Here is a 24571-nt window from a genome sequence, read left to right as displayed (position 1 = left end):
TGCGATCCATCTCAATCCCGGACGGCTCAGCCCCCCGCTCGGAACTCACGGGCCGTCGAGCCCGCATTCGGCCCAGATGACCTTGCCTTCCGGGGTGTAGCGGGTACCCCAGCTCTGTGCCAACTGGGCGACGAGGAACAGTCCGCGGCCCCCCTCGTCGGTGCTGGCCGCCCGGCGCAGGTGCGGGGCGGTGTTGCTGGTGTCGGAGACCTCGCAGATCAGGGTACGGCCGTGGAGCAGCCGTACCCGGATGGGTCCGGCACCGTGCCGGATGGCGTTGGTGACCAGCTCGCTCAGTATCAGTTCAACGGCGAACACGGCCTCGTCGAGCCCCCAGTCGGCCAGCTGCCGGGTGGCGGAACCGCGGACCTCGCCGACGAGGGCCGGGTCGGCGGCCAGCTCCCAGGTGGCGATCCGACCGGGGTCCAGGGCGTGGGTGCGGGCGACGAGCAGAGCGACGTCGTCGTACGGATGGGCCGGCGCCACGGTGTCCAGGACCGCCTGACAGGTGTCCTCGGGTGAGCGCTCCGACTGGTGGGCCAGGACCCCGCGCAGCTGGTCGAGGACTACATCGGCATCGCGGTACCGGTCCTCGATGAGTCCGTCGGTGTAGAGGACCAGTTGGCTGCCTTCCGGGAGGTGAATCTCGGCGCCTTCGAAGGGCAGGCCCCCGAGGCCCAGGGGCGGCCCGGCGGGCAGGTCGGGGAACCACGCGTGGCCGTCGGGGTGGACCAGTGCGGGCGGCGGGTGACCGGCGCGGGCCATGGTGCACTGCTGCGAGGTCGGGTCGTAGACGGCGTACAGACACGTCGCGCCGATGGTGCCGGTCCCGTCGGAAGCGGGGTCCTCCCTGTCCAGGCGTCCCACGAGGTTGTCGAGGTGGGTGAGGACTTCGTCCGGTGGGAAATCGAGTTCGGCGAAGCTGCGTGCGGCGGTACGAAGCTGGCCCATCGTGGCGGCGGACAGCATGCCGTGGCCGACGACGTCGCCGACAAAGAGGCCGATGCGGGTGCCGGACAGCGGGATGACGTCGTACCAGTCTCCGCCGACGTCGGATTCGGCGGGCAGATAGCGATGCGCGACCTCCACGGCGTCCTGGTCGGGCAGGCCGTGCGGGAGCAGGCTGCGCTGCAGAGCCAGGACCATGCTGCGTTCACGCGTGTAGCGCCGGGCGTTGTCGATGGACAGGGCGGCGCGGGTGGCGAGTTCCTGGGCCAGCGAGCGGTCGTCGTCCCCGAAGGGAGCGGAGCCCTGCGCACGGTAGAAAGTGACGACGCCCAGGACGACGCCGCGGGCGACCAGGGGTACCGCGATGAGGGAGTGGACGTGGCCCAGCAGCTGGGCGGTGCGCTCCGGGTCCTGCGGGAGCCAGCCCGCGGCGGCCCTGAGGTCCGGTTCCAGCACTGCCTCGCGGCTGGTCAGACACCGCGACTGTGGCGTGGTCGGGCCGTAGTCGATCTGCTGGCCGACGGGATGGAAGGGACAGTCGGCGCGGATGCCGTGGACGACGGTACGGCGCAGGTCACGGCGGGCAGACGCGGACTCCTCACCGCGCAGTACGGGCTCGGGCAGATCGACGGTGACGAAGTCGGCCAGTCGCGGCACCGCCGTCTCGGCGAGTTCTTCGGCGGTGCGGCGCACGTCCAGGCTGGTGCCTATGCGGGCACTGGCCTCGGACAGCAGTTCCAGGCGTCGTCGTGCGGCCAGGGCGTACGCCCCCACGTGCGGCTCCCCCACCATCACAAGCCCTCGCGCGGGAAGCGGGGAGTCAGGGTGACCAGGCGTCGTGCCGTCGGCATCGGCGGTCGTGACGCCTTCGCCGACCGTGGCGACCTGGCCGGGTACCGTCACGGAGAGATGCCCGGGCACCACGAGGCCGGGAACGGCGCCTGACGCCAGGGCAGCGGAGGTGGCGGCAGGCTCGGCGGGGAGGCCCGCCGGCTTGTCGACATGATGCGGCACGGTGAAAGGCTCGCTCTGCAAGGGGGCGGGAAGGACCGCCTCGATGGCGATGCCCTCCACACCGGAGGCAGCGGTCATCGGACGACTCACGAGCCTGAGGTGCCGGCCGTCGGACAGGGGCACGTCCACCGCGGCCCGCTGCGCGCGGGAGATCAGCTCGGCGGCCTTCTCCATGATGATCGCCTGGTCCCGGGGATGCAGCTCGAACGCCAGTTCATCCACACCGACGCTGCGGTAACGGCCGGCGACTTCGGCCGCGGTGTCCTGGTACGCCCGCAGCAGTGCGCGCTCACGCGCGGAACTCTGCCCCAGCAGCCGCCGCTCGATGGCCCCGGCCGCCCGGCGTATCACCAGGTCCAGCGCCGGGTCCTCGACGCTGCGCGGATAACCGAAGCACAGGACACCCTCGATGCGGCCGCTGAGCGGGTCCCGGACGGGAAGCGCGCGACAGGCGCTGCCCTGCGAGCGCTCGGCGAAGTGCTCGGCACCGTAGACCCGGATGAGTTGCCGCTCCGCCAGGGCGAGACCGATGCCGTTGGTACCGGCGACGTGCTCGGCGAACACGAACCCCGGGACCCTCTGTATCGCAGGGAGGCTTCGGGCCAGCGACATCCCTCCGAAACGGCGCAGGAGAACCGTCCCGCTCGCATCGGCGACGGAGATGTTCATGGCGCTGCCGGCGAATTTGACCTGCAGCCGGTCGAGCACCGGCACGGACGCGTGGACGAGTCGGCCGTCCGGATCGAAATCCTCCCGGAAGGGAAGGTCGTTCTGGTCCGGCGACAGTCCCAGGGACCGGCAACGCTGCCAGGAGCTCAGGATCGACGTCCGGACACCCCCCTCGACCTGCTCCCCCTGCAGAAACCGCACACGGAAACTGGCGGGCCTCGTGCCGTCTGTCGCACGCCCCGTCGGTATCGGTTCACCACCGGACCGGCCCACGCTCCGCCTCACTCACACCTTAGATAATCCATATATCGAAATTATCCGGCATTGACGAGGATACGGGGATTATGAACGCCCGTCACGGTTCGCAAGGCCCCTCACACCTCGGCGGTTGTTCGTGGAGGACGTTTCGGCTGCACCGACGAGGGATGCACCGGCTCGCCCGAGGAGATCCGGGAATTCATGAGCGGCAACATTCTGACGCTGCGGCTGCTACGTGAACATCGTGCGGGCGGTCGAGCAGACCGCGCACGGGAAATGAGGCCCGGTCCCCATGCGTCCCTCCTCGTGCACCCGGCAAACCCTCTACGCGGGCCGCAACGCCGGCGCGAGACCGTCGAACGCCCCCACGCACGGGTGACATCAGCGCCCTGCCGCTGCGCGAGATCACGGTCACCGGTGCGACAGCCTGAGCATCGGCGCGCTGATACGCATGTCCGAAGCCGGGCGTCAGTCCCTGCCGTGCACTTTGGCAGCGGCCCGGCACCGCGAGTGCGGTGCCGGGCCGTTGAGGCGCTGCGCGGTGGCGTCAGCCTTGGCGAGCCTTGAAGCGGGGCTCCTTCTTGTTGATCACAAAGGTCACGCCACGCCGGCGCACCACCTGAGCGCCGGGTTTGGCCTTCAGCGAGCGCAGTGACTTGCGTACTTTCATAGCGGCCTCCTTGCCGGGCCTTGCAGGGGTCGGACTGCTCGGCCGTCAGAGCCGGACGGGCGCGGTACGGCCGTAGCGTCGCTCGAAGCGCTCCACTCGACCCGCGGTGTCCACGACCCGCGAGGTGCCGGTGTAGAACGGGTGACTCGCGGACGAGATGTCCACGTCGACGACCGGGTACGTTGTGCCGTCCTCCCACTCCACCGTGCGCTGTGTGTCGAGGGTGGAGCGGGTGAGCAGTTGGAAGCCCGTCGCGCGGTCGCGGAAGACAACGGGGCGGGAAACGGGGTGAATGCCGGACCTCATGGGTGGTGCCTCCTTGCGAGACCTCGGTCGCCGACCGAGGCGGGTGTCATCGTTGCTCACGGAACAGGACGTGCTTGTCGGCCACCGGGTCGTACTTGCGCACGACCAGCCGGTCGGGGTTGGCCAGACGGTTCTTGCGCGTCACGTAGGTGACGCCGGTGCCGGCCGTCGACCTGAGCGTGACGACGGGCCGCGTGGTGCTGCGTGCCATGAGGACTCCTTCCACCACCACCGAGTGCTTTGACTCGGTCATGTCATGCAATGGTGGTAACAAGGCCGTCCAGCGCGTCATTCCCCGAATCAGGCTGCCGCAGCGAGACTGCTTGTAAGCCCCGCATCATCCCGCGGAGATTGTCGAAGACCGCGGGCCAGGAGCCGGCGACGGTCTCCCAAGCCGATCAAGTGCAACGGTCCCAAGATCGCCGTGCTGGTTCGGGTGCTCTGCCAAGGAGGGCGTTGGCGGCCGCGTTAGACGAGATGGTGAACCGCAGGTGTGGCGTGGGCGATCACGGTGTCCGGGGCGTCGACCGCGGACATGCGTAGAACGGTGCCGTCGTATACGAGGCGGCTGCTTCGTGAAGCGCTCCCCTCGGGCCGCTGTTCGGGAACCTCAGGTGCCGGGTGTCGTACCAGCTGTCGGAGGCTGGGTCCGGACGGCGATTCGATGGTGTTCCTGATCAGCCAATTCGGACAGGGCGGGGGTCCCACAGGTGTCCGCCAGGACCTTCACCTGTTCCCACTCGGCGAGTGCTTCGGCTTGGCGGCCGGAGGCGGACAGTGCGGTACCGGCGGTCAGCCGGGCCATGGCCTCGTTGAGGGGCATCCGGGCCGCGCGAAACTCGGCAGCGGCCTGACACGCGGTGGGACCTGCCGCCGGGTTCTCCCGGGCGAGTTGTACCTCGGCGCGGGCCAGCGACGCGAAACCGCGCCAGCCGGGTGACAGGTCGAGCCCCGCGGCGGCGGCTGCTCGGTCGGCCCACATCTCGGCAGTTGTCACGTCACCCAGGGCCAGTCCCGCGACAGCCAGCAGCCGGAACCACATCGGGCGGACCGGGGCTTCGAACCCGAGCAGGTCCGGGCCGCCGCCCGCTTCGAGCACCTTGCTGACACAGCCCTCCGGATCGCCGTTGAGCAGCAGCGTCTGGCCGAGCATCCCGACCATCGCAGACCGGTGCGCGCCAGGTGCGGGGCCGGCCGATGAAAGTGACTCCTCACAGATCTTCAGTGCTCCGACGAAGTCTCCCCGCCACATCAGGACCGCCGCACTCACCACCTCGGCCAACGACCGCGGCTCGCCGCTGCCGACGAGTGACGCCGCCTCCAGGGCGTCGGCGGCGTAGGCCGCCGCCTCGTCCAGGCGTCCGAGCCACAGGTAGGCGTAGGCGGAGGCGGCGAAGAGATCGGCGAGCACGAGGCTCTGGCCCGTGTGGCGGGACACCTCCAGGCCTCGGCGGAGATGGCGCAGCGCGGGGTCGTAGCGTCCGTGGAGCATCTCCGTCCAGCCCGTCATGACGAGCGTGTCCATCTGCCCGGCCAGTTCCTGGTCGTCGGTGTCGTCGAGCACGTCCACCACGGGGCCGAGGTAGTCGGCCGCCCGGGCGTCGCCCGCGAAGGTGTGCGCCAGGGCCAGGAGAGCGCGGACCGCGGTGGTCTGCGGCGGGTCGCCGATACGTTCCGCCGACCGCAACGCGCGTTCGCCCCAGTCGACCGCCGTGGAGAAGTCGTTCCTACGAAGCGCCACCACCGCGAGGCCCAACTCCAAAGTGGCGGTCTCAGGCCGCGGTTGGCCCTTGTGGTCCGCCAACTCCCGCAGCAGTAGAGCCGTGGCCTCTTCGTACCGGCCGAGCGCCCACTCCATGGTGGCTCGTAGGGCAGTCACCTGGGCCCGTCGGCCCCGGGCCCGAGCAGGCAGGAGGGTGGCGGCCGTGCGCAGGACGGCACGGCTTTCCAGCAGTCGTCCTGCCATGCCCAGCGCATCGGCCTGCTGCAGCCACAGTTCGGGCCGCAGTCGACTCTGCCCGCCGAGCAACCGCAGGGCTTCCTGTGTCCAGTACGCGGCGGTGGCCGGTGCGATCGTCATGACCTGACGGGCGGCCTGTACAAGTACGTCGACGGCGCGTTCGTCTCCTGGGCGCGCCGAACGCTGAACGTGCGACGCCTGGGCCGTCAGCGGTGCCCCTTGCAGGGCCAGGCCGTCCGCGGCCCGGGTGTGCGCCTCTATCCGCCAGCCGGCGCCCGACCCCTGATACACCGCTGCCCGCACCAGCGGATGGCGGAACCGGAATTGCCGCGTGGAGCCGACCTGGCGTACGAGGTCCCGCTCCGCGGCCTCGTCCAGGGCGGCGAGGGCCTGTGCCTCACCGGTCTGGGCCACGACTGCCACCATGCCGGCTTCGAATGGGTCGCCGAGCACCGCGGCCGCCTGTGTACAGACCCTCCCAGTGGCCGACAGGCCTCCGAATTCCTCCATCAGCGCCGCCCGCACCGACTGCGGCAGATCACCGGCGACAGGTGCCGAGACGGCCGGCACCGTCGAGGGGCCTTCGTTCCCGGCGCTTCGGGCCAGCGCCTCCAAATAGAAAGGGTTGCCTCCGCTGGCCTCGTACAGCCGTTGGAAACGCCAGTGGTCCGTCCTGGCCCCGCACAGCTCCGCTCCCTCGGCCGCAGACAGCGGACCCAGCTCGATCCTGGCCGCTCTTCCCTCCGTGCCCGCCCGGGCCAGCGCCGCGGCCAGTCGCGGCGGCGCCTGCCGGGGACGGTAGGCGAGGGCGAGCAGCAGCGGTGTCCTCGGCGGATGCCGTACCAGATGGTCGATCAGCTCGGCTGTGCCGTCATCCGTCCACTGCAGGTCGTCCAGGCTGAGGACGAGCCCGCCGTCGGCACTCAGCGTCTCCAGCAGCGTTCGCACCGCCCGGTGGAACCAGTACCGTTCGACCTGCACCGGCTCCGGACCGGTCGGGGGCCGGTCACAGAGCGCGGGGAAGACCGTGCTCAGCAGGGCGAACGCGCCGGGCGGTAACCCGTCGTGCCGGAGCCGGAGGACGTCCTCATGGCCGAGGTGGTCGTCCAAAGCGTCCACGAACGCACCGTACGGAGCCCGGTCGAACTCCACGCTGCGGCCTGCCAGGGACACGAAACCGCGTTGTCTCGCCCGCTCGCCCAATGCGCCGAGCAGCCGTGTCTTTCCGATACCCGGTTCCCCGACCACCTCGACCACCCCTGGCGCACCGGCCAGGGCGTCCTCGATCGCGCCGTCGAGGGCCGTCAACTCCGCTGCCCGGCCAACCAGATGGCTACCCGTCCGGGGACGCTGTGGTGTCGGCGGGCCGGGAAGGTCGGCGCCGCACCGTGGGGTGCGCACCAGCGGGGGCATGGGTGACGGGCGCGGCACGAGAGCGGGTGCGGATCTCGGAGTGCGCCCGGCGGCCGGGACGTTCAGTGCGGGATCGTTGGTGAGAATCCGCTGGTGCAGTTGGCGCAGCGGGAGGCCGGGGTCACAGCCGAGTTCTTCGGCCAGCAGCAGCCGGATCCGCTGGTAGTGGTTGAGGGCATCGGCCGGGCGACCACAGCGGTACAGGGCGAGGATGAACTGGCCGGCCATCCGTTCGTCCAACGGGTGTGTCTCGACCCGGGCGGACACTTCGGCCAACAGTCCGGTGTGGTGACCGCGGCGGAGCCGAACGTCGGTGTGGTCCAGTTCGGCCGCGATCCGTTCTTGGTCGACCGTGTCGCGCAGGGCGTTGAACCAAGGGGTGTCCAGACCCGCGAAAGCATTTCCCCGCCAGAGGCCGAGTGCCTGCGCGAACAGGGTTGCGGCCTGCTCGTCCTGCTCGTTCCGGGTGGCGGCGCGGGCCTGTGCGGTGATGTCGTGGAAGCGGTGGAGATCCACTGCGGTCGCCTCGACCTCGATGACATAACCACCGGATCGCCGGACGATATCCGCCCCCTCCGCGACGGCCAAAGCCTGCCGCAGACGGGAGAGGTAACCGTAGAGAGTGTTTCGGACCCGCTGCGGAGGACGGTCGGCCCAGACGCGGTCGACGAGCCCATCCACCGAGACCACCTGGTTGGCGTCGACCAGCAGCACCGCGAGCACACACCGCTGCCGGGCGTGACCCAGATCTACGATCCTGCCGTCCACACGCGCCTCGACACTGCCGAGCAAAGCGAACTCAACCGTCACAGCACGCCCCCGAGTCTCAGTTCCTACCCTGGCATAGCACCTTCGACCAGCCCATTCAACGTTTGTCCAAGGTTCACCGACGTTCGGCGGCGCACCGTGGTCCAGGACAGGAAGCAGCGCGAGACACGACGGCCCCGATGAGCGGCGGTCATCAACCTCCCGGGGGGGGAAGTGGCACCACCTACCGCAGCAATGCCCCGAGGACGCACGGCAGTTGCAGGGCCCACACCACCCCCTTCACGTCCCGTGTTTTCGCCGCACCATGGCCCGTCCGACTGCCCGCCATACCCACTGCGCCGGCAATCAACGCGTGCTGCCCCGCGGAATCCCGCTGCGACCGGCACGCCCACGTCACCCACACCCACAGACAGGGAACACCCATGAGCTCACGTACGAATCGGACCAAGCTGGCCGCATGCGCGATCGGCCTCCTGACCGCCGGCACTCTCGCCCTGAGCGCCTCGCCGGCCTCCGCGATCGGTTCCTACAGTGGTCTTGCCTACGTCGCCGGCAGCGGCACCTACACCGACGACTGGGGCAACGAGGGCATTCTGTCGACCAGCATCAACACGTCTTCCAACGCCACCTGCCTGTGGCAGAAGATCCTGTGGGCGGACGGTGCCATCGAGTCGGACGGCACCACGTTCGACTCCGCGGACATCGACGGCGTCTTCGGATCGAACACCAAGGCCGCGACCGCAGACTGGCAGAGTGCCTTCGGCGGCAGCGGTGACGGGATCGGGGTGGCCGGCGACGACACCTTCAGGGCGGCGGGCAAGGGGCTGCAGGACCAGGACGGCGACCGGGCCGTCGACCACTTCGACGGCTCCAGGTACACGATCAACATCACCCGCGACAGCAATGGCCGGTACAACTTCTACGACGGCGACGGCAACGCGCGACTCGCCGGCTACGACTACCGCACCTGCAGCTGACCCCGCACCGCCGGGGGCTGAGCGCACGTGCCCGTCCCACGGGGGAGGACGGGCACGCCTGGTGCAGGCGCCGACCCACATGACCGCCGCGGAATGCAAGGGCCCGCCACCCACGGTGGCACTCGCAGCGGGTAACGGTCTTCCCCCGGAATTCAGACCGATCCTGCTGGGGCTGCAGGTGCGGCTGCCCGATCCGTGACAGCACCGGGTGAGCACCACATGTCAGTGCGAACGGCCAGGTCGACGAGTCTGCTCCACTGACACTCAGATGACGTTGCTCTGCTGACACTTCACCGCAGACCGTCAGTCTGCGCGCGGCCCCGGCCGACGGCAAAACCCATGGAGGAGCCGCCGGCTGAGGAGAGCCCTGCGTCCCCATGACCCACCGGCCATCGCTCCGCCAACCGGACCCGGGCCCGCTGTGCCCAGGACCACGCACTCCTGGAAGCCGGTCACAGCCGCCGTGCGATCCAACGTCAGCTCCATATGCCCACCGCACCGTCAAGCAACTCGCGGAAGCGAATGCGCCGGAGGAACTGATCCGCGGCCAGTGGCAGAACCGGCCGACCACGCTCGATGCGTTCAAGCCGTATCTCCACCAGCGGCGGGAGGACGGCTGCACCAATGCCTGGCAGCTGTGGGAGGGGATCACCGAGTGCCGTTACCCCGGCGGCTGCGACGCCGTCCGCGAGTACCTGCCCCCCTGGACATCCGGCCGCCCCCGGTGGCTTCTCATCCACCCCGACGCTCTCCGGGAGGACAATCGGCTGCCGTTGAAGGCTGCGCTCGCCACTTGGCCCGAACTCGAAGCCCTGGCTGGTCGCATCCGCACCTTTGCCCGGATGCTCACCCAGCGCGAAGGCAAGCAGATCACGGAGCGGTCACCGCAGGTCTCTCCATCCCTTGGAACTCCGGCGTCGCCGAAGGCCACGTCAACCGCATCAAAATGGTCAAGCGCCAGATGTTCGGCCGTGCCGGCCTGCCTTCACCTGCTCCGCAAGCGGGTTCTCCTCGCTCCGTGATCCGGCCAGAACTTGGCCGGCACAGACATTCCATCGGGACGTGACGATCAAGTACGACTGGCTGACCGGAAATGCCCGGCCGACCACCGTGTCCACGATGAAGGCGTGACGCCCCCGTCCCAGGCACCGTTGACGAAGCCGATCAGAGAGCCGGCTTCCCCTGCGCAGACCCAGCCGAGGCTGTGGCGCTCAAGTCGCGCTCGCCAGTCGGTCTCAGTGACTGGGTGGCCGAAGCCGTTGGCATGCGGCACGTTGAGGGCGGCGTTGTCGAAGTCGCGTGGAGTCGAGGCGGCTCGTCGCCACTGCGGCCGAACAAGCCCGCGCCGCGAAGTGCGAGTGGCTTCACGCCGACTTTGAGGAGCACCTGCGCTCGTTCCATTTCGATGCGTGCGGCTTCGCGGAGACGGCAGCCGGACTGATCGCCCTATAACGCCTTCAAGCCCACCACCACACAAGTTGCGCCAGAGCCAGCTCCCACGGACAAACCCAGACGCTGGGAACAAAGGTACATACGCCCCCTCACCAGGGGTCCCCGTGTTGCAATATCCGTCCACAGGCCAGGGCCGCATACGTGGGTCTTCTCCCCGACGCCTGCAAGAGGCACAGGTGACGTCCCGGGTGAGAGGCGCTCGCGCCAGAGCAGCGTGACAGCCCGCAGACACCGCTGGAGCGGGGGCCGGTAACGCGACCTCCTGCGTACGTCCGTTCGACCCGCGGGCTAGTCCTTCCTCGTGAACGTGCCGAGACCGCTCGTGTCGAGGTTCTCGACCCGAACCTTGTCGGCGCGTCCGCCGGACCCGACGGTGAAGGTCACGCCGGACAGGCCGACGGCCATTTCGCCGGTGGTGCTGTAGCTGAAGGTGTCACCGTCGTAGTGGCGCAAGGCGAACCGTTGCTTCTTGGGCCCGAGTTGCATGGTGAGTTCGCCCCCTTGGGCGCTGACGGTCAACGGGCCGTAGTAGTCGTTGGCGTACGTTCCGGTGTAGGCGCTGTCTGCCTTGGCGGGTGCGCGCGAGGCCGGAGGCTTGCTGTAGTCGACCTTCGAGTGTTCCCCCTCCAGGGTTTGCTGGAAGATCGGCCCGAGGAACTTCAGCCAGTCGACGGTCGGCCCGCCAGTCTGCGCGGTGTCGAGGAACGTGGCGGAGATCGCCTCGGGCACACCGATGGGCTCTCCGTTGGTCAGGACGACGATGCCGAGCTTCTCCGAGGGCAACAACGCGACGTTGGTGGCCGCCCCGAGCGCGAAGCCGCCGGAGTGGCCGAGCCTCAGCCTGCCCTGGTCGTCGTAGCTCACGTTCCAGCCGAGCCCGTAGAACCCGGTCCTGCCCGCGGGCGAGTGCGGCGGCTCGGAGACCATGTGCGGCACGTGGGTCTGCTCCAGAGCGTCGGCGTCGACGACCTGGCGCCCCTCGAACTTTCCGTTGCCCAATTGCAGACGCAGCCACTTCGTCATGTCCCGGACCGTCGAGCTGACCCCGCCCGCAGGGCTCTGGGCGTCCGCGTCGCGCACATACGCGGCGCGCCAGGTACCCCCGGTCTTCACGTGCAGGGCGGCCTTGTTGCCCGCCTTCTCGTAGTCGGCGAACGAAGAGCTGCTGGAGTTCATCCCCAGCGGCCGGTACACCTTGTCGGCGGACAGCTTCTCCCAGCTGGTCCCCGCCGCTCGCGCGGTGGCGACCGCGGCTTCGGTCAGCCCGAAGTTGGTGTACGCGTAGTGGGCACGGAAGGGGGCCAGCGGTTCGTAGCGCAGGTGGTCCAGGACGTACGAGCGGTCGTAGCCGAGGTCCTCCAGGAGGTCGCCGGCGTGGTCGGGCAGTCCGCTGCGGTGCGAGAAGAGGTCGGCCAGCGTGACATGGCGGCTGACCCACGGGTCCTTCAGCGCGAAGCCGGGGGTGTACTTGACGACCGGGTCGTCCCAGCCGACGGTCTTCTCGCCCACGGCCGCGGCGACCACGGTGGACGCAAGGGGCTTGGAGACCGAGGCGAGCTGGAAGACGGTGTCCGGTCCGACCCGGTCCTTCGTGCCCGCGTTCCGCAGGCCGAACCCCTTCAGATACACCACCTCATCGTTGTGCACCACGCCCACGGCGACTCCGGGCACACCGGTGCGGCGCATGGCGTCCCGCACGACGTCGTCCAGCTGGCCCACCGCGGTCTCGACCTCGGCCCGGGTGAGCTGTGACGGTGGCTGGGCGGGTGGGACGGTGGGCAGCGGCGACGTCCCGACGGCCGCCCGGCCGACCGCGGCGGTGACGTCGGCATCGGAGCCGGTACAGCCGACGGCCAGCGCCGCGACCAGGCCCAGTGCCGCGGCGGAGCGAAGGGAGCGGAGGCATGTGGTGTCGAGTCGGGACATGTCTCCCATGGGAACCTCTCCCGCGGCACTCGTCGCGCCCTGCCAGGCCGTTCGGGTATCCGGCGTGCGCCGTCACGCTCGCCCGACTGTGAAATCGCCGGCGCCCGCAAACACGTGATGGATGCCTCACCGCACCACAGCGGACGCCGAAGGTCTGGGAGGCCCTGGCGGGCGGGCCGCGCGAGCGCCTGGAGCAGCTCGGCATCACGCCGCTCGCCCCGGAGCCGGAGGCGCCCGCGACGCCGACCACCACGCCCCTGGGAGCCTTCGAGCGCGGCGTTGCGGCCCTGGCGCACTACAAAAAGGCCCGGGAGGGATCCGTGACGGTCCCACGGGGGCACGTAGAGACGCTGGAAGACAGCGCTCACCCCCGAGCGGCTCCAGCAGTTGGCAGCACGCGGACTCGACTGGGCGTCAGGGTGAATCACCTGGTGGCAGGTCGGCAGCCGGCGGGGATCGCCTCACAGGCCCTGCCCAGTTCCGGCTGTCCGAGATTCAGCTGTAGGCCGGTCGGGTAGATGACTGATTTTGAGGGATGGAAATAATTCCCGGAGATAGAAATTTCGAGTTAGCTCCGCCTTGCGAGTATTGAGTATCAGGTGTCATGACTTCCTGCCGTACGGCGATCTGCGGCTGGACTTGGCTGGTCAGCCCATTGTCGTCACGGGCCCCGAACCGCGCGGGCATGTCCAACCTCGGCAGGGTGGTGGACCTGATCAGTACGGTCGTCGGGCACTACAGCGGTCACCCAGCAGCCGATCGGCTCGACCTGTACACCCGGACAGGACGCTTCGGCGCCACCTCTTTCCGGGTGCCGTAAAGATCGAGCTTGATCAGAGCTGAGAACAGGAACTGGTTGCCGCCTTCGTCAAGGCAACCCGAGCTCAACTGGACGCTTGCATACTCTGGAGTCAGCTGTGGTTCGCGGCCTGGGAGTTCACCCACGCCGACGCTACATGGCACACCCAGCTCGTGCGTGGGTCCGGCCTCCTGCGCCTGGGCCCGACCCACGCACGAGGACGGATACCCGACCGAACCCACAACTTCAAGCACTGGTGTCAGCAACGCCCCGCAGGCCTGGGAGACTTCACCGGGTAATTCCGCCGACCCAGGTCGAAGCTCTGTCCTTCAGGTGACACCACCGAATGGCAGATCCAGCCCGCTGCCCGTCACACTGGTGGACCTGGCAGCCAGAAAGGCGTCGACATCACCGGCGAGCGTATAGGCCGTGTGCTTCGCGGACACCCGCGGCTCGCAAGTGGAGATCGTGCAGGACATCGGCCGCGCGCTGAGGCTCAACCGCGACGGATCCACGAAGGTCGCGCGCATCATGCGCCGCAGGCTGGTGCGGGCGGTAGCGCGTTTGCGTTTGAGCGATGCCTGTAATGGTGGAGTCGGGTATGGGAACTGCCCGAATAGTTCTGACCCGAGTTGTGTGAAAGACCTTGACGGCTGAGAGACTCGGTGTCGGCGCCGATCTCGGATGCGAGGTCAAGTTGCGTGCCGTGCGCAAGAGGCGCTTCTGCTTCAATTCAGCCGGTTCCCACCCGCACTCTTTCCAGGAGCCTCCGTGACGTCCGTCCAGCCCCAATCTGAGTCGGCGCAGATACAAAAGCTTCTCGTCGCTGGGCAGGAGGCGGCTGAGGACGGACGCTGGGTAGGTGCCGGGCTTCCCTGGATCGAGGCTGCCCGGCTGGGCAGCCTCGACGGCGCGAACGCCGTCAGCAGATTCGCAGCCCCTCACATCAGACCTCTCCCTGATGCGGGAGACCCTGCCGCGCAGGCTCTGATGGCGGGCATCTTGATGGACTACTTCACCGAAGACGCTCTTCCGATGGCGGTCGGCTACGCCAGGGCTTCGGCCGCCGCTGGTCACCCCGCCGGCCTTCGCACTTTCGGCTTCATGCTGGTGCGAGGCAAGGGAGTGCGAGAGGACCATGACGAGGCCTGGAGCTGTTTCGTGCGGCAGCCGCGAAGGGGGACCCCTACGGGGCCTTCAACGCGGCGGTCATCCAGGGGAAAGGCAACTGTCGCGCTCACCGCGACGAGTACCTCCGGCTGCTGAGCCAGGCCGCCAACGGGGGCATCACGCAGGCTGCCGCGGTGCTGGGAGACGGGTTGGCGGGCGACGGACGCAACGAGGAAGCCTTGAGTTGGTACGTGCGGGCAGCCGAGAACGGCCACGCCGGCGCGGCGGGTGTCGCGGCCGACTGGTACCGGGACGGCGTCGGTGCGGAAGCCGACCCCGTGCAGGCCATGCGCTGGCTCCTCGTGCTGACCGCGCAATTGAACGTCGACGCCGTTCACCGAGCCCACCAGGTTGGCGCGCGGATGACGGATGAGGCGATCCTCGAAGCAGGGCGGCTCGCGGATCAGCCCACCGAAGCCCAGGTCATGGTCGCCACACTCGCGAGAGCACGCGAGCGCGAATGACAACCCCCAAGCGCCAAGTCACCGTCCTGATCCGGCCTTTCACGAAATTGCGGCCTTCAGCCAGCGCGGACCCACGCCGTGAAGTCGTCAGCGAGGCCGGGCGGGTTGGCCGCCTCGGTCCGACGAGCAATCCCCTCGTAGTACTCCAGTCCGTGGAGGATCACGGAGGCCGGCCTGCCGATGGCACTCTTGATGACGCCATCGTTGTGGAGGTCGCGCGCGAGTTGGACGCACGTCTGGTTGAAGTTGGCCTCGATCAGCGCGGCGGTCGGCCCCACGGTTGTCATCCAGACCTCGGAGTCTGTGGGCTCGTCGTACCAAAGTCCGAGTTCGCTGATCCACTGGCGGCGTGCTGCGGCTCCGTCAGGGTCCCGGGTGAGGTCGCCGATGACGCCGGGCCCATCTCGCTCTCTTCCTCAGACGCGTACTTCGCAGCCCGTGATCTTGCCGACGCCTCAAGATCGTCGACAGAACCCGAACCTCCCGAGACCGGTTTCTGGACAACGGCGGCCGATTGGTGCACCCGTCCCGGCCTGCCGTTGGAGCCTGTCGCACCGCTGCTCACCATCCAGCACGAGCCACTGAAGGTGCTGTTGTGATGAGCGGTGAGTTGAGTCTCGTCGCACTCCAGCCACCCTCTGATCGACACGTAAACGCCCATTGCGATGCCCTCAATCTCCTCGTCAGTTCTGACGCGGCAGCCTTCGGCTCACGTCAGCTGGGTAGGCGCACCAGTCCGGAGGCGGCCCGCTGCCACTTGACGGCGACGGTGATGTCGATACCGAGGGTGCGGGCGAGGACCGCGGCGGGCAGCTCGGTGGCGAGCTGGAACAGCGCGGTCGAGCGGGTCTCCGCGGGCCGCATGCCGAGTTTGCGGAGCCGTTCGCCCAAGGCCCAGGCACGGATCGTGCGGCCGGGCTGGCCACCGGGGAAGAGCCAGGGTGACTCGGTCTGGCCACGGACGGCGTGGCAGCGAATCGCGACCTGGTGGAGGGCCAGTACGGCGACGGGTGCAGGAATCTCGACCGGTATCCAGGAAGGATCCGATACCGACAGGTGCAGCCCATCGGTGTCGGTTGCGGTGCCCGCCACCCGGGCAGGGCACCGGAGTGGGCGAGGTACAGGAGCGCGAGCCAGCCCGGCGCCTCTCCCGGCGCGGCTGCGGGACGCTGCCGGAGCACGGTCGCCGTGGCGGGGCAGTCCAGCACCTGGCGGAGCCCGGTGAGCTGTCGGCCGGCGGTGAGCTCGTTGATGTCGGACGGCACCATGGGCTTCTTCGGCGGCTAGATGGTGCGGGTCAGGACGTTGGTGACGGCGCATAGTGGTGGGCAAGATGGGTGGCGAGGTCGCGAAGGTGAGTTTTGGCTTCGGTGGGGCCGTGCACAGTGATGGCGCTCCCGAACGGCAGCAGTGCTCGCACGTCCTCCAGATGCAGGAAGCGGATTGTCACCTTGCGGCCGGTGGCGGATTCTTCCTGGTCGTCCCAGACGAGTCGTAGGCCAAAGATCCGTTGCGCTCGCTCGATCTGGGTCTGCTCGATGGTGGCGCTGACCTCTATTGCGTGGTGGTGTTCCCACTGAGCAAGGAGCGCTGCAGCGACGGTGGCCAGGGTCTCGCTCTCGCGGATCCGTCGTGGCTGGTCGACTTCTTTCCACGTCGTGATCCGTTCGAGTCGGTACATCCGCGGCACTCGGGCACGGTCGGCGACGAGGTACCAGATGCCGGCCTTGGCGAACAGCCCGTAGGGATCCACGACCAGGTCGCGTGGGCATGACTCGCGTGGGCTGTCGTACTCGATCCGTAGCCGGCGACCTCGCCGCACGGCGCCGATCAGCGAAGCCGGAGTCGTGCCGAAAGCTCGTGCCTGACGCCAGGGACGGCTGTCAACGTGCACCACGTCGGTGAGCGGCAGGAGCTCATGAACTCGACGTGGCTGTGCGGCGGCAATCTTGGAGAGCGCGCGCTGGGTTTCGACCGATGCGTTGAGCTCCGCACGTTGCTTCTCATCCAGCCCGGTGAGCGAGAGATGTTCACGCTCGCCCGGTGTGAGTCGCGTGAGGTCGAGTCCGGACCCGGGCAGCATGGTCACGCCTCCGAGGCGGCCCCGGTGTGCGGTCACCGGCAGACCGGCGTCGCGGAGCCAGTTCAGATCTCGGGTGATGGTGCGAAGGGACACGCCGAGCGCTGAGGCGAGTTCCTGTGTGGTCACGGCATCCCTCGATGTGATGAGCAGCATCAGGGTGAAGAAGCGGTCTGGGGTCACACACCAATTTTTTCAGGAATTGCGACACGATGCGGCGCATATCCCGGTCAGGGTGGTGGATGCGTACCCACCACCTGCGAGAAGGAACAATCATGACCACGTCCGTCGTGTCCATCGTCTACGTGAACGACGCTCCCGCCGCAGCTCGTTTCTATGGCGACCTCCTCGATATGAGCCCCTCGTTCGAGACTCCGGGATACATCACCTTCGACCTCGGGCCAGGCGCCGACCTCGGTCTGTGGTCCGGCCAGTTCGAGGATCTGTCACCGGACGTCCCGCGCACCAGTGAGGTGTGCCTGGCCATCGACGGTGGACCCGACGAGCTCAACGCGATCTTTGAGCAGTGGAAGTCCAACGGAGTCACGATCCTGCGCGAGCCTCATGATGCGGGGTTCGGTCTGACCTTCCTCGCAGCCGATCCTGACGGGAACCGTATACGCGTCGCACCGAAGGGCTGAAAGGCGGCAATGCGGCAGGCGCGCACGATAGGCGTCGCGCCTGTCGCCTTCTGACGTTGAGAGGACGACGAGTGCCCCACGCGCTGCGCCCCTGAGCATCGAGGGCCGTAGGCGGCTGACGGAACACGGTGACACGGGATTGCAAGCCCGGCCGTCGAGTCCGCGCCGGGGTACGGACGCATCCGGCCCATCGCAGGGGCCCGTGAGGCGGTCGGTCTGCTGCGGCTGCACGGCATCAGCACCGGGTTCGTCACTGAACAGTCCGGTGTGGCGCGCGGAGTGCTCCCACCTGCTCGACCCGTTCGGGGGCGCGTCGACACACTCTCGACGACGGCTGCCACAACCGGGTGCCCGAGCCCGGGCTGATCCTCCGGCGGTCGGACGGGGGTGCACGGCCCCGTCGGAGTGCGTGGCCGTGAGTGACCTCGACGGCATCCTCGTCTCCTCCGACCGGACCGCCGTACGCACGGTACCGAACGGCCCGCCCCTGGGCCGCGTCCCGGTCGACGAGCGCCCCATCGAGGCTGCCTTCGACACCGGTCCGCGGCCCCGGTGGGAGCCGTCCGTAGGTGTTACTGGGCGTAGAACGTGGCGTCCGCCCGGTCCGTGGCCGTACTCGGTGTCTGCGCGTACAGCAGGTAGTTGAAGTGGCGGACGTAGCGGCCTGGTGAGCCGTAGGACTCGTAGGAGACGCCGGCCGAGTCGGACAGACCCGCCCGCTTGGAGAAGGTGGCGTCGGACGCGAACTGCGCCGTGCCGTCGTTCTTCTCCAGCCGGACCTCGAAGCTCGCGTTGCTCCGCAGGTAGTAGCCGGGGAAGTTGGCCGACTCCAGCGACACGGTGCCGCTGCCGGCCAGGCCGGTGACCACGCGGAACTGCGAGTCCGCCAGCGGGCTGACGTTGGCGTCGATCCGGCCGCGGTAGTCGAAGTGGCGGATGAAGCGGTCCGCGAAGTTGTACGACGAGAAGCGCTGCGGGGTGACTCCGTCGGCGACCGGGATGCCGAAGTCGGGGGTGCCGTCGGCCTTCCAGTACACCTTCTGCACGCGGGTGCGGCGGTTGGGGTCGTTCAGCGGGTCGCCGGTGATGTCCTTGTAGCCGCGGTCGTGGTAGACGAGGATGTCGGACTTGCCGTCCTCGGAGACGGTGAAGGAGTTGTGGCCCGGTCCGTACTGCGAGGTCGCCTCGCTCGTCTTGAACACCGGCTGGGAGCCCTTGGTCCAGGACGCCGGGCTGGTCAGGTCGGCCGTCGCGGAGGCGGTGAGCATGCCGAGGCAGTAGTTGGCGTCGGTCGCGCTGGCCGAGTAGGTCATGAAGACCTTGCCGCCGTGCTCGATCACCGCCGGACCCTCGTTGACCTTGTAGCCGACCGTCTCCCAGGACAGCGTGGGCTGGGAGATCTCCGCCGGAGTGCCGGTGAGGGTCCAGGGGTTGGCCATCTTCGCGACGAACAGGCTGGTGTTGTTGTTCTCGGCCGGGTTGCGCTGGGCCCAGGCGAGGTAGCGGACGCCGCCCACGACGAAGGTGGTGGCGTCGAGGGAGAAGCTCTCCCACGTCGTCTTGATCTGGCCCTTCTCGGCCCAGGTCGCGGTGAGCGGGTTGGCGCCGGTGCCCTCCAGGACGTACATGCGGATCGCCCACTGGTCACTGGTGGAGCCGGCGGCGAAGTACACGTACCACTTGCCGTCGATGTAGTGGATCTCCGGCGCCCAGATGTGGTTGCCCATCACGCCACTGGCGTGCTTGGTCCAGATCGTGGTCTCGGGGGCCGTCGACAGGCCCTGGATGGTGGTCGCCCGGCGCAGCACGATGCGGTCGTACTCGGGGACGGTCGCGGTGAAGTAGTAGTAGCCGTCGGTGTGCTTGAAGATGTGCGGGTCGGCGCGTTTCTCGGCGATCGGGTTGGTGTAGGTCACGGCGGGTGAGTCGGGCACGGCCGCGTGGGCGGCGGTGCCGGGCCCGGCGAGACAGCCCACCAGGGCGATGAGGACGGCCGTGAGCAGCCGTACGGCGTTGCGTCTCAAGGGGTTGCTCCAGAGTACGGATGCGGGGTGCGCAGGGAGGTCAGGTCGTGGGGACGAGGCGCCACTGCTGGCAGTTGTTGTTCAGCCAGGTCCACAGCCGTACGTCGGTCCCGTCGGCGGTGCCGCAGTTGGCCACGTCGGCGACCTTGCCGCTGTTCTCGTTCACGATCCGCACGTAGTCGCCGGTATCCGTGTAGACCAGACGCCACTTCTGGCAGTTGTTGTTCAGCCAGGACCACTGCGCGATGTCCGTGCCGTCGGTCGTGGTGCAGTTCGCGGTGTCCGCGACCTTGCCGGTCGCGACGTTGACCAGCCGGCTGGTGTCGTCGCCGAGGTCCTCGACGCGCCACTTCTGGTTGGCGCCGCCGTGGCAGCTCCACTGGAAGATGTTGGCGCCGTCCAAGGTGCTGCCGCCCTCGACGTCCAGGCACTTGCCGCTGTTGCGGTTCACCAGGGTGTACGCGGTCGGGGTCGTCGCCGTCTCGCCCGACGGGCCGGGCAGCGTGGTGCCGAGCGCGACCGGGGTGCCGAAGTTCGGCGTGCCGTCCGCGTTCCAGGTGAACTTCTGCGCCCGCGTCGTACGTTCGTTGCCGCAGCCGCTGCTCGCGGAGTTGTTGGCGTGGTAGACGATCCAGTTCTCGGTGCCGTCCGGCGAGGAGAAGAAGCCGTTGTGGCCGGGGCCGTAGACACTCGCCGCGTCGTTGCGCTGGAAGACCGGCGTGGACTTCTTCGTCCAGGAAGCGGGGTTCAGCGGGTCGGTACCGGTCAGTTCCAGCTGGCCCAACTTGTAGTCCGGGGTCATGCAGTAGCTGGCGGAGAAGGTGAGGAAGGTGCGGCCGTTGTGGTAGAGCGGCTCGGGTCCCTCGTTGACCGCGGCCCCCGAGGTCTCCCAGCTCGCGGTGGGGCTGGAGATGACGGTGAAGGTGCTGCTGGCCAGCGTGTACGGGTTGCTCATCGGCGCGATGACCAGGCTCTGCGGACTGCCGTTGATGTAGCCGCTGCCGATCAGGTACAGCTTGTTGTTGTTCTGCAGGACGGTGGCGTCGATGAGCCAGCCGCCGGAGCTGAGGTTGGAGCCGCTGAGCTGGTTCTTGTAGGTGTACGGGCCCATGGGGTCGGTGCCCGCGCTCTCCAGGACGTGGGTGCGCTGGGAGTCGCAGCAGGCGACACCGCTCTGCGCCGCGGAGTAGTACAGGTACCAGTGGCCGTCGAAGAAGTGGATCTCGGGTGCCCAGATGTTGGTGTTGCGGGTGGGGGTGGTGTCGCTCCAGATCTGGACGCTGGCGGCGGTGGAGAGTCCGGCCAGGGTCGGCGACTTCCGCATGGTCAGCACACCGGTGAAGGACGTGGTGACCAGGTAGTAGTTGCCGTTGTAGTACTCGAGCCAGGGGTCGGCGCCCTTCTGCGACTTGATCGGGTTGGTGTACGGGCGGCCCTCGGCGGCGGTGGCCGGGGTCGTCGCCGACACCATGGCGATCAGTACGGCGAGCACGCACAGGATCAGGGATCTGTGGCGTCTGGCGGGGGGCTGCTCTGACATCTGCGGCATGCGGGACCATCCCTGTCCGTAATTTCGAACGTCGTTCGTGAATTCGGTCAGAAGATAAGCGGGGGCAATAATTCCGTCAACAGTTCCGTCACATGCACTTCACCTGCGTGACTTCATCCCGTGAACCGGACCGAGAGGCGGCCTGTCAGCGCTCCGAGGAGGAAGCCGCGACGTGACGTCCGACCGGTGGCAGGCCGAGCTTCCCGCGGGGACCGACGGCGCCGCCGGTCCGGAAACTGACCATCTTCGGCGCCAGCGGCCGCACCGGCACGCACCTGGCCGAGCAGGCACTCGCCGCCGGACACGACGTGGTGGCGTTGATGCGAAATCCGGCGAAGCTCACCCTGCGCCACGAACGGCTGCGGGTCGCACAGGGCGATCTGACCGACGAGGCGGCCGTCGCCGACGCCGTCCTCGCCGCCCTGAGCCCCAAGATCTTCGGCGGTCCTAGGGGCCTGCCCCTCGCGTCGGGAACGGGCAACATCCTGGCCGCGATGCGCGCACACGGCGTCCGCAGGCTCGTCTACAGCTGGGGGCCGAGCATCTTGATTCCCCGCAACCCCCTGCTGCGCGCGTTCCGCAGCGCGAGCTTCGCCCTGTTCAGGCTGCTGCCGCCACCCGTTCCTTTGTCAACGAGTCGGCCGAGGTAGGCGAGGCCATTCGCGGCTCGGATCGAGGCTGGACCATCGTGGTCGTCACCGCGCCCAACGACAAGCCCGGATCGGGAAGGGTCAAGGTGCGCACCGGGACCGGATCCGGGGACCGGGTCGGCTCGCGCATTTCCCGGGCCGACCTCGCGGAGTTCATGCTCGCCCAGGCCGACGACGTGCGATACGCGCAGCAGGAACTACGGATCAGCAACTGACCGGCCTGCACGCCGCCGCCGCGCAGCTGTACGCGGCGCCCCGCCTTCACCTCTTCCGCCCACCAACTCGAGCGGGACTCGGTCCCGACCGAATCCCGCTGTTCATAACGCTGTTCTCACCGAAGGAGAAGTCATGCCTACCATCGCCATCAGGGGTGCCGGTCCCGGAAGGGGGCTCGCCATCGCCCAGACCTTCGGCAAGGAAGGCCACCAGGTCGCGCTGCTGTCGCGTACTCCGGCCAAGCTGGACCCGGTCGTGGCCGAACTGACCGACCAGGGCATCGAAGCGGCGGCCTTCGCCGCCGACGTACTCGACCCGCCAGCGATCGTCTCCGGCCTCGCGGCGGTCAAGCAGCGATTCGGGCAGATCGACGTCCTTGAGTACTCGCCGTCCAACCCGGCGCTGCCGTTGGCTTCCTCCACCGAGCTGACCCACGACAACGTGCGGATCCAGCTCGACTTCCACGTGCACGGCGCCGTGGCGGCGGTCAACCAGGTGCTTCCGGAGATGCTCGCCCAAGGCTCGGGCACGATCCCGTTCACCGCCGGCGCCTCGTCCGTGCGCCCGGAGCTCGGTCACGACATGTTCGCCAACGTCGCCCCGGCCGCGGCGTGGCTGCGCAACTGGGCCCACGGTCTGCACGCCGCTGCCGCTCCCCGAGGAGTACAGGTCGGCCACATAGCGATCGGCGCGTGGCTCGGCCGCCAGCCGGGCGCCACCGCACCGGAAGAGATCGCGCCGCTGTACTGGGAGCTGCACACCCGACACGACCAGGTCGAGAAGGTCTTCTTCCCCAGCGACCAAACCGCGTCCTGAGCACACGTCGTACAGCCGTCCGCCCTCGGCGGACGGAGCGGCCGGGCCGCCCGTAACGGTCGGCCGACGCCTGCTTCATCCTTCTTCGTTCTCCTCGATGTCGGCGGTGGCCGGGTCTTGCAGGTGCCGCAGGCCCCCGCCGACGGGACGGTGGCGCGGAAACTGAAGCGGCCCAGGCAGTTGAGGTTCGCGTGCTTGAGCGGGGAGAGCCGTGCCACGCCCTCGTCCAGGACGTCGTGTTCGCGCGCGTCGGCAGGCAGCGCCCGCAGTTCGGTGACGGCGGCGTCCAGGTAGCGGGTCGTCCACAGCGCGGCGGCGTTGAGGACCAGGCCGAGTGCGCCGAGCTGGTCTTCCTGGCCCTGGCGGTATGCCTGCATGATCTGCCCGCGCTTGCCGTGGCAGATGTCCCGGGCCGGCTTGTGGCGGGACTCCTGGACGGTGAGTTGCAGGTTCATCCGACGGCGGTAGGTGTCGTCGACCGGGTCGACCACGCGCAGCAGGTGCAGGGTCTTGGCGATCCGCCCGTACTCGGCGAACGCTTGCCCCAGCGGGGTGGGGCGGCCCTCGCGGCCGAACATCCGCAGCAGGTCGTATGCCCTCACCTGTCCGGTCACCAGGGAGCCGGCCATTCGCAGCATGTCCGGCCAGTGCGTGATGACCCTGGTCAGGTTCACCCGGTTGCGCGCGAGGGCTTCCAGCGGCCCGTAGCCGCCGGTCGTGACGCCGGGCATCTCCGCGCGCCAGAACCGCTGGTCGGCCAGATCACGGAAGCGCGGGGAGAAGTTGTGGCCGAGCATGCTGAACAGGCCGAACACGATGTCGGAGTACGAGGCGTTGTCGGTGGCGATCATCTCCGGCTTCACCCCGGCGTCCAGGTTCAGCACGGTGTCCAGGATGTGCAGGGAGTCCCGCGGGGTGCCGGGCACCACCATCTGCCCGATGCCCGCGACCTGGTCATTTACGGCGTTGAGCCAGGTGATGCCGCGTTCGAAGTGGTAGTACTTCCGCGACGGACCGGCGTTGATGGTGCGCTTGGGCACTACGAACCGCAGTCCGTCCACCGAGGCGAGCAGGCCCTCGCCCCAGTGCGCCACGATCGGCACCTTGGTCTGGGCTTCGATGAGGCGCGCGTTCGCCGCCGCGATGGTGTCCGCCCGGAGGTAGTACTGGTCGACGTGCACCAGCCGGGCCCGGGCCAGCGCCTCGTCGTTCGCGTCGACGACGGGGGTGTAGCCAATGTTGCACGCTTCCGCGACGAGCAGCGCCACCAGCGAGGTCTTCAGGTTCTCCATGCGTGTGCGTCCGTCGCCGAAGTACACGAAGGCGTCCAGGAACCCGGTCCAGGAGTCGACCTCGAACAGTAGGTCCGGCAGGTCGGTCTTCGGGAGCATCGCCGCGGTGGTCTTGCCCAGCCAGCGCAGCGACTTCGGTTCGCCGATCGTGCCGAGCCGGTCCACGTTCGGCTTCAGCCGGCCGTTGGGTTGCACCTCGAAGCTCGGCGTCGCGTCTTGCCCGGCCTCCTCCTCCACTCGTTCGGCCGTCAGCTGCCGGGCCAGGACACGCACTACCACAACCGACCTGACCAAGCCCTACTACAGTAGGTCCCAGAACATGCCGTTGGTCAGGACGCCTTCGGTCTGCAGGCCGATGCCCTTCGGCCGGAACACCCAGTCCCCGCTCCAGCGGTGACTCCGCGACCAGGACGGCCATCTGTGCGTCGTAGGTGGCCTGACGGGTCCCAGCCACCGCCTCCGCACATCTCGTCACCACGCCGTCGTGCCGATGAGGGCGGCGCGCGCCG

The 24571-nt window shown here is 68.6% G+C and carries 18 protein-coding genes and 5 pseudogenes; 8 read left to right on the top strand and 15 right to left on the bottom strand.

Annotation, left to right across the window (positions count from 1 at the left end):
- Positions 1 to 45: 45 nt before the first annotated feature.
- Entirely contained in the window at positions 46 to 2904 is a 2859-nt protein-coding gene (locus tag ACIRP7_RS22985; protein ID WP_403662469.1) for a SpoIIE family protein phosphatase, read from the bottom strand.
- Positions 2905 to 3039: 135 nt separating this feature from the next.
- Here ACIRP7_RS22985 and ACIRP7_RS22980 point away from each other — a divergent pair.
- Positions 3040 to 3169, top strand: a pseudogene (locus tag ACIRP7_RS22980) (carbon monoxide dehydrogenase); the annotation flags it as partial.
- 267 nt (positions 3170 to 3436) lie between these two features.
- Here ACIRP7_RS22980 and ykgO read toward each other — a convergent pair.
- The 4 genes from ykgO to ACIRP7_RS22960 form a co-directional block, all read right to left on the bottom strand.
- Positions 3437 to 3559: a type B 50S ribosomal protein L36 gene (ykgO, locus tag ACIRP7_RS22975; RefSeq protein WP_352385688.1), complete on the bottom strand. Its 123-nt coding sequence runs from the start codon at positions 3557 to 3559 to the stop codon at positions 3437 to 3439.
- A 45-nt stretch (positions 3560 to 3604) separates the two neighbouring features.
- Positions 3605 to 3865, bottom strand: coding sequence for a type B 50S ribosomal protein L31 (locus tag ACIRP7_RS22970; RefSeq protein WP_403662466.1), 261 nt, complete (start codon positions 3863 to 3865; stop codon positions 3605 to 3607).
- A 46-nt stretch (positions 3866 to 3911) separates the two neighbouring features.
- The gene (rpmG, locus tag ACIRP7_RS22965; RefSeq protein ID WP_403662463.1) at positions 3912 to 4076 is read right to left on the bottom strand and encodes a 50S ribosomal protein L33; all 165 of its coding nucleotides are present in this window, start codon (positions 4074 to 4076) and stop codon (positions 3912 to 3914) included.
- A gap of 399 nt (positions 4077 to 4475) precedes the next feature.
- A complete protein-coding gene (locus ACIRP7_RS22960; protein WP_403662460.1) occupies positions 4476 to 8006 on the bottom strand; it encodes a BTAD domain-containing putative transcriptional regulator in 3531 nt (1176 codons plus the stop codon).
- Positions 8007 to 8428: 422 nt separating this feature from the next.
- On the opposite strand from ACIRP7_RS22960, the gene ACIRP7_RS22955 reads away from it, so the two are divergent.
- Entirely contained in the window at positions 8429 to 8983 is a 555-nt protein-coding gene (locus ACIRP7_RS22955) for a peptidoglycan-binding protein (protein WP_403662458.1), read from the top strand.
- 1103 nt (positions 8984 to 10086) lie between these two features.
- Here the strand turns inward: ACIRP7_RS22955 and ACIRP7_RS22950 are convergent.
- Positions 10087 to 10256 (bottom strand): annotated as a pseudogene (locus ACIRP7_RS22950) (GNAT family N-acetyltransferase); the annotation flags it as partial.
- 41 nt (positions 10257 to 10297) lie between these two features.
- Here ACIRP7_RS22950 and ACIRP7_RS22945 point away from each other — a divergent pair.
- Positions 10298 to 10435, top strand: a pseudogene (locus ACIRP7_RS22945) (GNAT family N-acetyltransferase); the annotation flags it as partial.
- A 288-nt stretch (positions 10436 to 10723) separates the two neighbouring features.
- Here the strand turns inward: ACIRP7_RS22945 and ACIRP7_RS22940 are convergent.
- Both ACIRP7_RS22940 and ACIRP7_RS22935 read right to left on the bottom strand, forming a co-directional pair.
- Positions 10724 to 12361, bottom strand: a complete 1638-nt coding sequence (locus tag ACIRP7_RS22940; protein ID WP_403662455.1) for a serine hydrolase — start codon at positions 12359 to 12361, stop codon at positions 10724 to 10726.
- 1128 nt (positions 12362 to 13489) lie between these two features.
- The gene (locus ACIRP7_RS22935; RefSeq protein ID WP_403662745.1) at positions 13490 to 13693 is read right to left on the bottom strand and encodes a hypothetical protein; all 204 of its coding nucleotides are present in this window, start codon (positions 13691 to 13693) and stop codon (positions 13490 to 13492) included.
- A 771-nt stretch (positions 13694 to 14464) separates the two neighbouring features.
- Between ACIRP7_RS22935 and ACIRP7_RS22930 the strand changes: the two genes are divergently transcribed.
- A complete protein-coding gene (locus ACIRP7_RS22930; protein WP_403662452.1) occupies positions 14465 to 14794 on the top strand; it encodes a hypothetical protein in 330 nt (109 codons plus the stop codon).
- A gap of 56 nt (positions 14795 to 14850) precedes the next feature.
- Here ACIRP7_RS22930 and ACIRP7_RS22925 read toward each other — a convergent pair whose 3' ends face one another.
- The 3 genes from ACIRP7_RS22925 to ACIRP7_RS22915 all read right to left on the bottom strand — a co-directional run bounded on the left by ACIRP7_RS22925 (position 14851) and on the right by ACIRP7_RS22915 (position 17057).
- Positions 14851 to 15081, bottom strand: a complete 231-nt coding sequence (locus ACIRP7_RS22925) for a hypothetical protein (protein ID WP_403662449.1) — start codon at positions 15079 to 15081, stop codon at positions 14851 to 14853.
- Positions 15082 to 15508: 427 nt separating this feature from the next.
- Positions 15509 to 15886 (bottom strand): hypothetical protein, encoded by a 378-nt coding sequence (locus ACIRP7_RS22920; protein WP_403662446.1) that lies wholly within the window; start codon positions 15884 to 15886, stop codon positions 15509 to 15511.
- 205 nt (positions 15887 to 16091) lie between these two features.
- Positions 16092 to 17057 (bottom strand): helix-turn-helix transcriptional regulator, encoded by a 966-nt coding sequence (locus tag ACIRP7_RS22915; protein WP_403662443.1) that lies wholly within the window; start codon positions 17055 to 17057, stop codon positions 16092 to 16094.
- Between the two features lie 92 nt (positions 17058 to 17149).
- Here ACIRP7_RS22915 and ACIRP7_RS22910 point away from each other — a divergent pair, with 92 nt between their 5' ends.
- Positions 17150 to 17515 (top strand): VOC family protein, encoded by a 366-nt coding sequence (locus ACIRP7_RS22910; RefSeq protein WP_403662441.1) that lies wholly within the window; start codon positions 17150 to 17152, stop codon positions 17513 to 17515.
- A 572-nt stretch (positions 17516 to 18087) separates the two neighbouring features.
- On the opposite strand, the gene ACIRP7_RS22905 is transcribed toward ACIRP7_RS22910, so the two are convergent.
- Together ACIRP7_RS22905 and ACIRP7_RS22900 are read right to left on the bottom strand one after the other, a co-directional pair.
- A complete protein-coding gene (locus ACIRP7_RS22905; RefSeq protein WP_403662438.1) occupies positions 18088 to 19539 on the bottom strand; it encodes a family 43 glycosylhydrolase in 1452 nt (483 codons plus the stop codon).
- Positions 19540 to 19579: 40 nt separating this feature from the next.
- On the bottom strand, positions 19580 to 21010 hold the full coding sequence (locus ACIRP7_RS22900) for a family 43 glycosylhydrolase (RefSeq protein ID WP_403662718.1): 1431 nt from the start codon (positions 21008 to 21010) through the stop codon (positions 19580 to 19582).
- 314 nt (positions 21011 to 21324) lie between these two features.
- On the opposite strand from ACIRP7_RS22900, the gene ACIRP7_RS22895 reads away from it, so the two are divergent.
- The 3 genes from ACIRP7_RS22895 to ACIRP7_RS22885 all read left to right on the top strand — a co-directional run bounded on the left by ACIRP7_RS22895 (position 21325) and on the right by ACIRP7_RS22885 (position 22770).
- The gene (locus ACIRP7_RS22895) at positions 21325 to 21738 is read left to right on the top strand and encodes an NAD(P)-dependent oxidoreductase (RefSeq protein WP_403662715.1); all 414 of its coding nucleotides are present in this window, start codon (positions 21325 to 21327) and stop codon (positions 21736 to 21738) included.
- 8 nt (positions 21739 to 21746) lie between these two features.
- On the top strand, positions 21747 to 21953 hold the full coding sequence (locus tag ACIRP7_RS22890) for an NAD(P)H-binding protein (protein ID WP_403662712.1): 207 nt from the start codon (positions 21747 to 21749) through the stop codon (positions 21951 to 21953).
- Between the two features lie 133 nt (positions 21954 to 22086).
- The gene (locus ACIRP7_RS22885; protein WP_403662435.1) at positions 22087 to 22770 is read left to right on the top strand and encodes an SDR family NAD(P)-dependent oxidoreductase; all 684 of its coding nucleotides are present in this window, start codon (positions 22087 to 22089) and stop codon (positions 22768 to 22770) included.
- A 75-nt stretch (positions 22771 to 22845) separates the two neighbouring features.
- Here the strand turns inward: ACIRP7_RS22885 and ACIRP7_RS22880 are convergent.
- Positions 22846 to 24290 (bottom strand): annotated as a pseudogene (locus ACIRP7_RS22880) (transposase); the annotation flags it as partial.
- 78 nt (positions 24291 to 24368) lie between these two features.
- Positions 24369 to 24553: pseudogene (locus ACIRP7_RS22875) on the bottom strand (ADP-ribosylglycohydrolase family protein); the annotation flags it as partial.
- Positions 24554 to 24571: the final 18 nt, after the last annotated feature.

Origin of the sequence: Streptomyces sp. NPDC102270 (assembly GCF_044766405.1) — a bacterium.
Lineage (GTDB): Bacteria > Actinomycetota > Actinomycetes > Streptomycetales > Streptomycetaceae > Streptomyces.
The sequence above is the reverse complement of the archived record's forward strand: the minus strand, read 5'-3'. Positions and strand labels throughout refer to the sequence as shown.

Bases quoted from the DNA above. Each gene is read 5' to 3' on its own strand.
- ACIRP7_RS22885 (WP_403662435.1), top strand. From the start codon at position 22,087: ATGCCTACCATCGCCATCAGGGGTGCCGGTCCCGGAAGGGGGCTCGCC.
- ACIRP7_RS22955 (WP_403662458.1), top strand. From the start codon at position 8,429: ATGAGCTCACGTACGAATCGGACCAAGCTGGCCGCATGCGCGATCGGC.
- ACIRP7_RS22900 (WP_403662718.1), bottom strand. From the start codon at position 21,010: ATGGTGTCGGCGACGACCCCGGCCACCGCCGCCGAGGGCCGCCCGTAC.
- ykgO (WP_352385688.1), bottom strand. From the start codon at position 3,559: ATGAAAGTACGCAAGTCACTGCGCTCGCTGAAGGCCAAACCCGGCGCT.
- ACIRP7_RS22910 (WP_403662441.1), top strand. From the start codon at position 17,150: ATGACCACGTCCGTCGTGTCCATCGTCTACGTGAACGACGCTCCCGCC.
- ACIRP7_RS22970 (WP_403662466.1), bottom strand. From the start codon at position 3,865: ATGAGGTCCGGCATTCACCCCGTTTCCCGCCCCGTTGTCTTCCGCGAC.
- ACIRP7_RS22940 (WP_403662455.1), bottom strand. From the start codon at position 12,361: ATGTCCCGACTCGACACCACATGCCTCCGCTCCCTTCGCTCCGCCGCG.
- rpmG (WP_403662463.1), bottom strand. From the start codon at position 4,076: ATGGCACGCAGCACCACGCGGCCCGTCGTCACGCTCAGGTCGACGGCC.
- ACIRP7_RS22925 (WP_403662449.1), bottom strand. From the start codon at position 15,081: ATGACAACCGTGGGGCCGACCGCCGCGCTGATCGAGGCCAACTTCAAC.
- ACIRP7_RS22935 (WP_403662745.1), bottom strand. From the start codon at position 13,693: ATGATGCGCGCGACCTTCGTGGATCCGTCGCGGTTGAGCCTCAGCGCG.